This window comes from Ramlibacter sp. (genome assembly GCF_013697775.1).
Taxonomy (GTDB): Bacteria; Pseudomonadota; Gammaproteobacteria; order Burkholderiales; family Burkholderiaceae_C; genus Ramlibacter.
Genome location: NZ_JACCWG010000291.1, coordinates 1 through 10,918, shown reverse-complemented (window position 1 = coordinate 10,918; position 10,918 = coordinate 1). Strand labels below are relative to the sequence as shown.

General features: G+C 67.7%; 12 protein-coding genes and 1 pseudogene. 8 read left to right on the top strand and 5 right to left on the bottom strand.

Annotated elements, in window-relative coordinates:
* Both H0U68_RS14515 and H0U68_RS14510 read right to left on the bottom strand, forming a co-directional pair.
* A partial coding sequence (locus H0U68_RS14515) for an AsmA family protein (RefSeq protein ID WP_296356776.1) occupies positions 1–1,991 on the bottom strand: 1,991 nt, incomplete at its 3' end.
* 7 nt (positions 1,992–1,998) lie between these two features.
* Positions 1,999–2,151 (bottom strand): hypothetical protein, encoded by a 153-nt coding sequence (locus tag H0U68_RS14510; protein WP_296356774.1) that lies wholly within the window; start codon positions 2,149–2,151, stop codon positions 1,999–2,001.
* A 262-nt stretch (positions 2,152–2,413) separates the two neighbouring features.
* Here H0U68_RS14510 and H0U68_RS14505 point away from each other — a divergent pair, with 262 nt between their 5' ends.
* Complete coding sequence (locus tag H0U68_RS14505; RefSeq protein ID WP_296356772.1) at positions 2,414–2,803, top strand: response regulator; 390 nt, start codon at positions 2,414–2,416, stop codon at positions 2,801–2,803.
* Positions 2,804–2,833: 30 nt separating this feature from the next.
* On the opposite strand, the gene H0U68_RS14500 is transcribed toward H0U68_RS14505, so the two are convergent.
* Positions 2,834–3,466 (bottom strand): response regulator transcription factor, encoded by a 633-nt coding sequence (locus tag H0U68_RS14500; RefSeq protein WP_296356770.1) that lies wholly within the window; start codon positions 3,464–3,466, stop codon positions 2,834–2,836.
* Positions 3,467–3,607: 141 nt separating this feature from the next.
* On the opposite strand from H0U68_RS14500, the gene H0U68_RS14495 reads away from it, so the two are divergent.
* From H0U68_RS14495 to H0U68_RS14465, 7 genes are all read left to right on the top strand, one after another.
* The gene (locus tag H0U68_RS14495) at positions 3,608–4,966 is read left to right on the top strand and encodes a CHASE3 domain-containing protein (protein ID WP_296356768.1); all 1,359 of its coding nucleotides are present in this window, start codon (positions 3,608–3,610) and stop codon (positions 4,964–4,966) included.
* A gap of 175 nt (positions 4,967–5,141) precedes the next feature.
* The gene (locus H0U68_RS14490) at positions 5,142–5,309 is read left to right on the top strand and encodes a DUF1328 domain-containing protein (RefSeq protein WP_296356767.1); all 168 of its coding nucleotides are present in this window, start codon (positions 5,142–5,144) and stop codon (positions 5,307–5,309) included.
* A gap of 67 nt (positions 5,310–5,376) precedes the next feature.
* Positions 5,377–5,676 carry a hypothetical protein gene (locus tag H0U68_RS14485; RefSeq protein WP_296356765.1) on the top strand — a complete coding sequence of 100 codons (300 nt, stop codon included), beginning with the start codon at positions 5,377–5,379 and terminating at the stop codon, positions 5,674–5,676.
* Between the two features lie 18 nt (positions 5,677–5,694).
* Positions 5,695–6,066, top strand: a complete 372-nt coding sequence (locus H0U68_RS14480) for a hypothetical protein (RefSeq protein ID WP_296356762.1) — start codon at positions 5,695–5,697, stop codon at positions 6,064–6,066.
* Positions 6,066–6,530, top strand: coding sequence for a hypothetical protein (locus H0U68_RS14475; protein WP_296356760.1), 465 nt, complete (start codon positions 6,066–6,068; stop codon positions 6,528–6,530). The genes H0U68_RS14480 and H0U68_RS14475 overlap by 1 nt, the downstream gene beginning before the upstream one ends.
* Before the next feature lie 92 nt (positions 6,531–6,622).
* The gene (locus tag H0U68_RS14470; protein ID WP_296356758.1) at positions 6,623–6,937 is read left to right on the top strand and encodes a BON domain-containing protein; all 315 of its coding nucleotides are present in this window, start codon (positions 6,623–6,625) and stop codon (positions 6,935–6,937) included.
* A gap of 105 nt (positions 6,938–7,042) precedes the next feature.
* On the top strand, positions 7,043–8,185 hold the full coding sequence (locus H0U68_RS14465; RefSeq protein ID WP_296356755.1) for a putative zinc-binding peptidase: 1,143 nt from the start codon (positions 7,043–7,045) through the stop codon (positions 8,183–8,185).
* On the opposite strand, the gene H0U68_RS14460 is transcribed toward H0U68_RS14465, so the two are convergent.
* Positions 8,182–10,638: a ligase-associated DNA damage response DEXH box helicase gene (locus H0U68_RS14460; protein WP_296356752.1), complete on the bottom strand. Its 2,457-nt coding sequence runs from the start codon at positions 10,636–10,638 to the stop codon at positions 8,182–8,184. The genes H0U68_RS14465 and H0U68_RS14460 overlap by 4 nt on opposite strands.
* A pseudogene (locus H0U68_RS14455) lies at positions 10,635–10,918 on the bottom strand (MarR family transcriptional regulator); the annotation flags it as partial. The pseudogene H0U68_RS14455 and the gene H0U68_RS14460, both read right to left, overlap by 4 nt.

Sequence of the window (10,918 nt, the reverse complement as noted above, 5' to 3'; positions counted from 1 at the left end):
GCTTCGCGCAGCGCCGCGCTGCAGTCCGCATCGCGGCCCGGCCCGGTCTCCACCGTGGCCGCCAGGGCCAGCAGCGGATTGAAGGCACCCAGTGCCAGGGCCGCCACCACGCGCGTCGCCAGCGCGCCCTTGTCGGGCCCCGCCTTGGGCGCGGTGAACGGTCCGGTGATGTGCAGCGGCGTGCGCAGCGCCAGGATGCTCCTGTCCTTGGGCTGCGGGTTCATGGTCAGGTTGATGGTTTCCTGCGCCAGGCTGATGCTGCCCTCGCCGCGGATCACGGTGTCGCTGGTGTCCAGCAGCAGCACGCGCGGCGTCATCAGGCCGTGCTGCACGTTGAAGCCGGCGGCCGCGCAGCGCACCTGCACGTTGCGGTCGCCCTTGAGCATGAACTTGAGAATCTCGCCGCCGTCCAGGCCCACGATCTCCAGCATCAGATTGCTCATCTGGCCGCGGCCCATCAGCAAGTCGACATTGCCCGACGCGCCGGCCAGCATTTGCGCCACCGAGTTGCCGCGGCCGCTCAGGTCGATGTCGCCGTGCAGCTTGCCGAAGCTTGCCTGGTTCAGCTTGAAGTGTGGAAACAGCTTGTTCAATTCGACTGCGCGCAAGTCCAGGTTCAGCTGCGCAAGTGCCGGGCTCTGCCGCCCGTCGATGCGCAGGTGGCCGCTGGCGCGCCCGCCTGCCAGGCCCAGCTCCATCGGGTCCAGGCGCAGCACGCTGTCCCTGAGCACCACGTGCATCCGCGCGCGGTCCAGCGGCAGTTCGCGCGTATGGGTGATGCTATCGGCCTGCCAGCGCACGTCGGCGTTCATCGCCTTCAGGCGCTGCACGTCCAGCGCTGCCGTGGGCAGCACCTTCAGCGGCGACGCAGCCGCCGTGTGCACGCGCTGCGAGGGTTCGCCGCCGCCCTTGACCTGCGGCAGTGCGGCGGCGCTGCGCGGGCGCTCGGCCAGGCCCACCAGCGGCGCCAGGTCTTCGAAGTCCACCGCCTTGGAGCGAATGTCGCCGGTCAGCAGCGGCACCGCCTGGCTGCGGTCGAAATTCAGTTCGCCGCCAAGATCCGAGTTGCCCAGCTTGGCCTGGATGCCGCGGGCATGCCAGACGTCGCCGTCCTTGGCGAGATGGAAACGCGCCGAGTAGCGCGGCGTCTCCGGCATCACCACGCCCAGCACCTGGTACAGGTCGGCCAGGCTGCGGCCTTCGAGCTCCACGTTGGCGTTGGCCCCGTCCAGCGTGGCGAGGCTCGCGACTTCGCCGCTGGCGCGCAGAACGGTTCCGCCGGTCCTCGCGCGCAGTTGGGCGGGGAATGGATGCGCCAGCGCGCGCCGCAGTTCCAGCACGTTGCCGGTGCGCCCTTCGGCCTCGAACGGCAGCTTGTGCCAGCTGCCGCGCGCCTTGAAGGTCAGCGGCAACGCGGCCTGCTGTTGCGCCGCTTGCTGCTGCTGCGGCGCGGCCGCGGCGTCTTGCAGCGCGAAGTCGGCGCGGATGTCGGCGCCCTGCGCAGGCGCCAGAAAATGCAGCGCGCCGCTGTCCACCACCACGGCGCCAATGTCGGGAAGGTTGCGCGGATCGGAAGTGTCCTGCCCAAGTGCCCAGCTGCGCCGGCCGTCGGCCTCCACCTGCAGTCCGAGCTCGGGCTTGCGCAGCGCGATCAGCGGCAGCTCGATGCGGCGCGCCAGCAGCGGCATCAACCGCACCTGGATTTCCGCGCCCTCGGCGCGCACCAGGTACGGGTCATGTGCCCAGGAGGGATTCGCGAACTCGATGCCGTCGGCCAGGATGCGCGTGGTGGCGCCTAGCTTCACGTCGAGGTGGCGGGTGATTTCGAAATGGCGGCCGGTCTTGCCGCTCACGTAGCGGTTCAGCGGTCCGCGCAGCCAGTCCCACGGAAAGAAGGCGAGCAGCAAGCCCAGCAGCGCGGCGACCAGGAGCACACCTCCCAGCCAGTACATCCAGGAACGGTGGGGTACGGACGCCGTCGTTCCGTCCATTGGACAATCAGCGCAGGCCCAGCCAGCTGGCGGCTTGCGCGGAGTGGAGGTCCGGCGTGGTGAGCGCCAGTTCGGCGCTGGCGGGTTCGCCCAGCGCGACCACTGCGGCAGCCATCAGCGTGCCGAGAAAGACCATCAGGGATTCGATGAGGAGCTTCATGGGGAGAAAGGGAGGAGGCGCGGCAGGCCTACAGTGACCACCGACTTTGCAAGAAGTGTGTCAAAACCGGGCAGGCTCGACAGTCGGCCGCCCTCGTGAGCGGGTGTCGGCTGAAGCCTACAGTGGCTTGGTAGGACACCTCCTACGGACATACCGAAAGTGGACTGGCACAATCAACCGGACTTCTTGAAACACAAAGAAACATTTCGCGTATCTCTCTTTACCGCAGCGCAGTGAACGCGGCGGTCATCGGCACTGAACCGTGGAACTGCGAACCTATCTCGTCGAAGACAACGCCACGATCCGCGAAAACCTGGTCGGAACGCTGGAGGAACTGGCCTCGGTGCGCGCACTCGGCTGGGCCGAAGGAGAGAGCGAGGCCAAGGCCTGGTTCGCCGCGCATGCGGGCGAATGGGACCTTGCCATCGTCGACCTGTTCCTGAAGCAGGGCAGCGGCCTGGGCGTGCTGGAAGCGCTACGCAGCCGTGTCGGTCCGCAGCGCGTGGTGGTGCTGAGCAACTATGCAACGCCGGACATGCGCAAGCGCTGCGCGCAGCTGGGCGCTGACGCGATCTTCGACAAATCCAACGAGATCGATGCGCTGGTCGAACTCTGCCTGCAACTGGCGGAGAGCCCGCGCTCAATGGAGTGAGGCGCCCGCGCAGCGCGGGCAGCCGCTGCTTCAGTCGATCAGCTTGTTCTTCAGCGCGTAATAGGTGAGGTCGCTGTTGGAGGAGAGATTCATCTTCTCCATCAGGCGCGTGCGATAAGTGCTCACCGTCTTCACCGACAGCGACAGGGCCTTGGCGATGTCGCCCGCGGTTTCGCCCTTGGCCAGCTTCAGGAACACCTGGAATTCGCGTTCGGACAGCTGCTCGTGCGGCGCGCCGCCTTCCTTGCGGTTGAGCTGCTGCGCCAGCAGCTCGGCCACGGCCGGGGAGATGTAGCGGCGACCCAGCGCGATGGTGCGGAGCGCGTTGACGATCTCCATCGGCTCGCACTCCTTGTTCAAGTAGCCGCTCGCGCCCTGGCGGATCAGGTTCATCGCGTAATGTTCTTCCGGATAGCCGGACAGGATCAGGATGCCGACGTCGGGGGCCTTCGCGCGGATCATGCCGAGCGCGTCGATGCCGCTCTGGCCCGGCATGGAGAGGTCCATCACCAGCACGTCCATCTCGGTGGTGCGCACCAGGTCGATCGCTTCGCGGCCGCTGGATGCTTCGCCGATGACGCGCAGATCGACCTGATCCGAAAAGAACTGCTTCAAACCGGAACGCACGATGGCGTGGTCATCCACAATGCCGACTTTGATCATGTCCGTTACCCTTCCGCTTCCGCATCACGCCTGGAAAATCATTGTGCCCCAGTTTTGTCAGAAACGGCCTACTCTGCAAGCCCGCAGCGCGCGCGGATTCCATTCGTTACCGATGAGGTGCCAGTGAGGTTGATCCAATCGATGCATTTGCCCCGCATGGCCATCAGCCTGGTGCTGGCGGCACTGGCCGCGTGCATGCTGATCGCCATCAACGAAACCGGCTACAACCAGTCGACGCGCGCGTTGTCGCAGATCGCCGAATACACCAACACGCGCTCTGCGCTCAACCGCCTGTTGCAGCACGTGCTGGACGCGGAAACCGGCTCGCGCGGCTACCTGCTCACCGGCGACCCGCGCTACCTGGAACCGTACAACGCCGCGGTGGCGGAGATCAGCCACAACCTGGACAGCCTGCGCACGGTATATGCGCCCAACGCCGACGAATTCGCGACGCTGGCGCAGCTCACGCGCAACGTGCAGCGCAAGCTCGCCGAAATGGATCTGTCGGTGCGCATGCGCAAGCAGGGCAACGAGGACGCATGGAAGTTCGTGCTCATGACCGACGTCGGCAAGGAGCACATGGATGCGATCCGCGAGCAGGCCGGCAAGCTGATCTCCAGCGCCAGCCTCAAGGTGGAAGCCGCACAGGCGCAGGTGGAGAAGTCGCTGATGCTGTCACGCATCGGCATCGCCGCGGTCGCCATGGCCGGCCTGCTCGCCTTCTACCTGTATCTGCGGCAGACCACCGCGCTGAAGCTCGCCGGCGAGCAGCAGCAGGCCGCGCTGCAGCAGGAACGCGACCTGCTGGAGACGCAGGTGCGCGAACGCACGGCCACGCTGGCCGAACTCGCCACGCACCTGCAGCAGGTGCGTGAAGAAGAGCGCGGGCAGCTCGCGCGCGAGCTGCACGACGAACTGGGCGCCCTGCTTACCGCCGCCAAGCTCGATGTGGCACGGCTGAAATCGAAACTGGGTGCCCAGCCGCCCGAGATCGGCGTGCGGCTGCAGCACCTGACCGAGACGCTGAACAGCGGCATTGCGCTCAAGCGCCAGATCATCGAAGACCTGCGGCCCTCGTCGCTGTCCAACCTGGGCCTCACGGCCTCGCTGGAAATCCTGGCGCGCGAGTTCTCCGAGCGCTCCGGCATCGAGGTCACTCCCAGCCTGGAAGCGGCCGACCTGGACGAATCGCGCCAGCTCACCATCTACCGGCTGGTGCAGGAGTCGCTCACCAACGTGGGCAAATACGCGGAGGCGCGCCAGGTGGAAATCACCCTGCGCGACTACGCCAAGCACGTTGAAGTCGAGATCCGCGACAACGGCAAGGGGTTCGACCCGAGCGCCGCGCGGCCCTCCACCCACGGGCTGGCCGGCATGCGCCACCGCGTGGAAGCCGCGGGCGGCCGCCTGACCGTGGCATCGCGCCCGGGCGAGGGCACGCGCATCGCGGCGGCGCTGCCGAAAAGCATGGCGCGCGCGGCCGAACCTGCCGACGCTTGAGCTCTAGTTGATCAGCCTGTGGGCCCCTTCCTACACGGTGCCCCAGCCGCAGCCGACAACCTTTCACGCATGCTACTGATCAAAACAACCCTGCTCGCGGCCCTAACCTTGCGGCATGCGACGGGACAGCACCGCCGCGTGATCAGAGGGCGTGGGCCCGCGGGAGGTTTGCGAGATGTTGCATTACGCCGTCGTGTTCGTGGTGGTCGCGCTGATTGCCGCGCTGTTCGGCTTCGGCGGGATCGCTGCCGGGGCGGTGGAGATCGCGAAGCTCCTGTTCTTCCTGTTCGTGATCATGGCGGTGGTTGCATTCGTCGTTAGCATGGTTCGCAACAGGCGCTGAGCCCCGCCATTTCGTTTTCGCCCGCGCGCGGGTATTCGTCAACCAGAGAAGAAGAGGAAAAGAAGCCATGAACACAAACAACCCGTACCAGGCTGAAGGCAGCTTCGACACCACCCGCCGCCACGCCAACGAAGCACTGGAACGCGCCAGCGATCGCGCACGCGATCTGGCCAACCGCGGCATGAGCTCGGTGACCGATGCCGCCTCCACCGCGCAGCGCCAGATCAGCCAGTACGCCCAGGCCACCGGCCGCTACGTGGCCGAGCAGCCGATGAAGTCGGCGCTGATCGCCGCCGCTGTCGGTGCCGCCGTTGCCGCGCTGGTTCTAATCGTGCGCCGCAACAGCAGCCGCAACAACTACTACTGAACACGTTAGGCAGGCGGCATGATCCATCCGATCTTTTCCGTGCTGATCAGCCGCCCCGAGCTGGTGGTCGATCACATGGCGGGCTACGCCGCCCTCGCGCGCGAGGAGGCTTCCACCGTCGGGATGGAGCTTGGCAAGCGTGCGGTGGCTTGGGCAGTCACGCTGTTCTCGCTGCTGACCTTCCTCATCCTTGCCGGCGTGGCGATCATGCTGGGCGCGGTGCACGGTGAATTCCACTGGACGCTGGTGCTGGTGCCGGTCGCCGCGCTTGCGCTCGGCGCCGCCGCCTGGAACGTCGCGCGCAAGCCGCTGCCTGAAAAAGCGTTCACCGAACTGAAGGCGCAGCTCGAAGCCGACGCGCAGGCGCTGCGCACGGTGGGGGCGCGCTGATGTCCGAAGCTTCCGATCGGCTCGCCCGCAGCCGGCTGGCACTCGTCCAGCACATCCAGCGCAAGGACCGCAAGCAGGAAATGCGCGAGGAGATGTCAGAAACCGCGCGCGAGGCCGCCTCGGCAGAATGGGAAGACGACCATGGCGAATCCGGCCCGATGGGCTGGATCGGCCGCGCGCGGCGCGCGGTTTCGGCCTGGTGGCGCTACCACCCGGCGCACATGGCGGCCGACATCGCGACGCCGGTGCTGGCGACCTATGCGAGACGCAAGCCCGCCCAAATGCTGGGCATCGCGGCCGCGGTCGGTGCGGTGCTGGTGTTTGTGCGGCCCTGGCGCCTGATGTCCGCCTCGGCCCTGATCCTGGCCGTCCTCAAGTCGTCGCACCTGCCCGGCCTGCTGATGTCCGTGATGCAGAACAGCGGTGGCGATGACGAATACGATGCGCGCCGCCGGCGGCGCTGAAATGCAGTCTGGCGATGGAAGGTGCGGTTGCCAGGCCGGCTTTGCGATGCGGCACCAAGAACCAATTTAAGTCAACTTCGAAGGAGAAAGTTATGAAAAACGCGCGAATCATCGCATTGGCACTTCTCACCGGCATCACGCTGGTCAACTCCGGCTGCGCCGTCTGGCGTGGTCAGGAGACCGTGGGTGCCTATGTGGACGACAAGTCCATCACCGTGGCCATCAAGGCCAAGATGGTGGAAGACAAGACCGTGGACGCCGCGTCCATCAACGTGGACACGCTGAACGGCACCGTCGCGATCTCCGGCTTCGCCAAGTCCAACGCGGAAAAGGCACAGGCCGAAGTCATCGCGCGCAACACCAAGGGTGTGCGTGAGGTGCGCAACAACCTGATCGTGCGTCCCTGATCGCACGGCATGGTGCGGCCCGCGCAAGCGGGGCGCACCATGAAAAGGCAGGCACGCGTGCGCGCGCGCCTGCCTTTGCTTTTTGGGCTGAAGGAAACACAGCGGATGAACACCTTCCATTGCCAGAACTGCGGCCACCCGATCTTTTTCGAAAACGTGCGCTGCCTCAAGTGCAGCAGCGACCTTGCCTTTTTGCCCGACCGCATGACCATGTCGGCGATCGAGCCCGCGGACCGGGCCGATGACGGAGCGCCCTTATGGCGCCCGAAGCCGCGACCGCAAAAGCGCCCATCCGCCGCGCGCTACCGGCTGTGCCACAACAACGCCGCCTACCAGGCCTGCAATTTCGCGGTGCCGGGCGACGACCCCAATCCCCTGTGCGTGTCCTGCCGCCAGACGCACACCCTGCCCGACCTTTCGCAGCCCGACAACATCCAGCGCTGGTACCGCATCGAAAGCGCCAAGCGGCGGCTGTTCTACACGCTGGCCAAGATGGGCTTGCTGGATGCCACGCCGCCCAACGGCGAGCGCGACGGGCCCATTTTCGAATTCCTGGCCGACCAGCCGGGCCAGCAGGTGATCACCGGCCATGCGCAGGGCCTGATCACGCTCAACGTGGCCGAAGCCGATGACGCCGAGCGGGTGAAACGCCGCATCGAGATGCACGAGCCCTACCGCACCCTCCTCGGCCACCTGCGCCACGAGGCGGGCCACTTCTACTGGGACCACCTGATCGGGCCCCTTCCCGACCGGCTGGAGCGCTTTCGCGAGCTGTTCGGCGACGAACGGCAGGACTACACGCAGGCCCTGCAGGCGCACTACTCCGGCGGGCAGCCCCCCGGCTGGCAGGACGACTACGTGAGCGCCTATGCCACCGCGCACCCGTGGGAGGACTGGGCCGAAACCTGGGCGCACTACCTGCACATGGTGGACCTGCTGGAAACCGCGGCCTCGTACAACACGCGCCTGACGGTGCCGGGCACCGACTCCGACGTGGAAGACGTGATCAACCCGCTGGAGGCCGGCGCGCCCGACTTCGATGCGCTGGTCGACCAGTGGGTGCCGGTGACCCTGCTGGTCAACAGCCTGAACCGCAGCCTGGGACAGGAGGACGCGTATCCGTTCGCGCTGTCGGTGGCCGCGCTGCGCAAGCTGCGCTTCGTGCACGACGTCATTTGCGAAAAGAAAAAGGAGCAGGACGCGGAAGACGCCCAGCAGGCACAGGACGCCAAGGCTGCCAAGCCCTAGCCGGTGTCGCGTTCCATGTCGCGCAGGATGCGGTCCAGCCGCTGCGACAGCTGTTCCGTGCTGAGCTTCTCACGGAAGCGCTCCACCATCAGCGGCAGGCTCATGGGGCTGGGGTGGCGCAAAGGCACGAACACGATCTGCTTGCGCAGCATGCCTTCCAGCGTACCCGACAGGCGCGAGATCTCCAGCTCCTGACCCAGCACCTCCTGCTCGGCCTGCGTGAGCAGCAGGTTGGCGCGGTCGTACTTGCGGAACACTTCGAAGAACAGCCCGCTGGACGCCTGCAGCTGGCGCGCGCTCTTGTGCTGCCCCGGGTAGCCGGTGGAGATCAGGCCCGACACGCGCGCGATCTCGCGAAAGCGCCGCTGCGCCAGCTCGGTGGAGTTCAGCGACGCCAGCACGTCGGGCAGCAATTCGCGCGTGGTGAAGGCCTCGCCGCTCGTCACCGGTTCGGGGTTGAACGGCTCGGCGCTGATCAGCTCCAGCCCATAGTCGTTGACCGACAGGCTGAAGGTGTTGGGCCGCTCGCGCGCCAGCCGCCAGGCCAGCAGGCTGGCCAGTCCCAGGTGCACGTTGCGCCCGGCGAACGGGTACAGGTAGAGATGCTGGCCCTCGCGCGACTGGAAGGCCTCCACCAGCAGCGTGGTGGGCGTGGGAATGCGCGACAGCCGCGCCTGCGTCTCCAGCATCGGCCGCGCGGCCTGCAGCTCGGGCTCGACGAACTCGCCCTGCGCGGCGGCCTGCATCATCTCCAGCACCGCGTCGCTCAGCTCGGCCGACAGTGCCATCTTGCTGCCCTGCCAAGTCGGCACCGTCCCCTTGTTGCGTGTGGCCTTGCGCACGTAGGCCGCCATTTCGCGCACCCGCACGAATTCAAGCAGCCGGCCGGCGAAGAAGAAGCAGTCGCCCGGCTTCAGGCGCGCGATGAAGCCTTCCTCGATGGTGCCGATGTTGCCGCCGCTCATCCACTTCACCTGCATCGCCGCGTCGCTCATGATGGTGCCGATGCCCAGCCGATGCCGCTTGGCGACGGCGCGGTCGGGCACGCGCCAGAGGCCTTCCTCGTCGCGCACGATGCGGTGGTATTCCGGGTACGCCGTCAGGCTCTCGCCACCGCGCTCGCAGAACGCCAGCGCCCAGTCGAACTCGGCGCGCGTGAGTTCGCGGTAGGCCCAGGCGGTGCGCACCTCCTCGTACAGCGCATCGGCGGTGAAGCCGCCGCCCAGCGCCACGGTGACGATGTGCTGCACCAGCACGTCCAGCGGCTTGTTCGGCGACGCGCGCTTCTCCACCCGACCCGCGTAGGCCGCGCGGCGCGCGGCGGCTGCCTCGATCAGCTCCAGCGTGTGGGTGGGCACCAGCGTCAGCCGGCTGGCGCGCCCCGGGGCGTGGCCGCTGCGGCCGGCGCGCTGCATCATGCGCGCCACGCCTTTGGCCGAGCCGATCTGCAGCACGCGTTCCACCGGCAGGAAGTCCACGCCCAGGTCCAGCGACGAGGTGGCGACCACCGCGCGCAGCGTGCCCGCCTTCAGCCCCTGCTCCACCCACTCGCGCGTGGCCTTGTCCAGCGAACCGTGGTGCAGCGCGATTTCGCCGGCCCACTCCGGCTTGGCCTGCAGCAGCAGCTGGTACCAGATCTCGGCCTGCGAGCGCACGTTGGTGAACACCAGCGTCGGCCCGGAGCGCGCGATCTCGTCGACCACCGGCTGCTGCATGCGCGCGCCCAGGTGCCCGGCCCAGGAATACTTGCCGGGGTCGGGCGGGATTAGCGTGTCGATCACCAGGTTCTTGTCGATGCGCCCGCGCACCAGCGCCGGCGCGATGGTCGGCTGCGTGCCGCACAGCACCTGCATGGCCTCTTCCAGATTGCCCAGCGTCGCGCTCAGGCCCCAGGCGGCCAGGGCAGGGTTCAGCGTGCGCAGCCGGGCCAGCGCCAGCTGCACCTGCACGCCGCGCTTGCTGCCGATCAGCTCGTGCCATTCGTCGACCACGACGTAGCCCACGCCTTGCAGCTCGTCGCGCGCGTGTTCGCGCGTGAGCATCAGGCTCAGCGACTCCGGCGTGGTGACCAGCACGGTGGGAAAGCGCCGGTCCTGCCGCGCGCGCTCGGCGCTCGGCGTGTCGCCGGTGCGCAGGCCGATGGTCCACTGCGGCGCCAGCGCGTGCAGCGGCTCGGCCAGCGCCTTGGTGGTGTCGGCTGCCAGCGCGCGCATGGGCGTGAGCCACAGCACGCGCAGCGGTTCGGCGCCGCGGCCGGGCGGATGGTGACGCAGCAGCGCATCCAGCATGCCGAGCCAGACGGCGTAGGTCTTGCCGGAGCCGGTGGTGGCATGCAGCAGGCCGCTGCGGCCCTCGGCCACGGCGCGCCACACCTCCCGCTGGAACGCAAAAGCCTGCCAGCCGCGCTGCACGATCCACTGCTCGGCATGGGCGAACGGCGCGGCCACGGTCATGAAGATGGCATGCGGTCCCGTCCGCCGCGGTGGCGCGATGCCTTGGGCAGCTCGGCCTGCGAGGCCATGGCTTCGGCGCGCGCCTGCAGTGCACCGAGCGCGTGGTCGAGCTGCGCGATGTCGGTGCCGGAGAGCGCGCCCAGCAGCTCGAGGTTGAGATCCCGCACGATCGGAAACAGCGTACCGAACAGCGCCTGCCCCTGCGGCGTGAGGCTCAGCCGCGCCTGCCTGCGGTCGGCGCGCCCGGCCTCGCGCAGCAGCAGGCCCTTGCCGGCCAGCG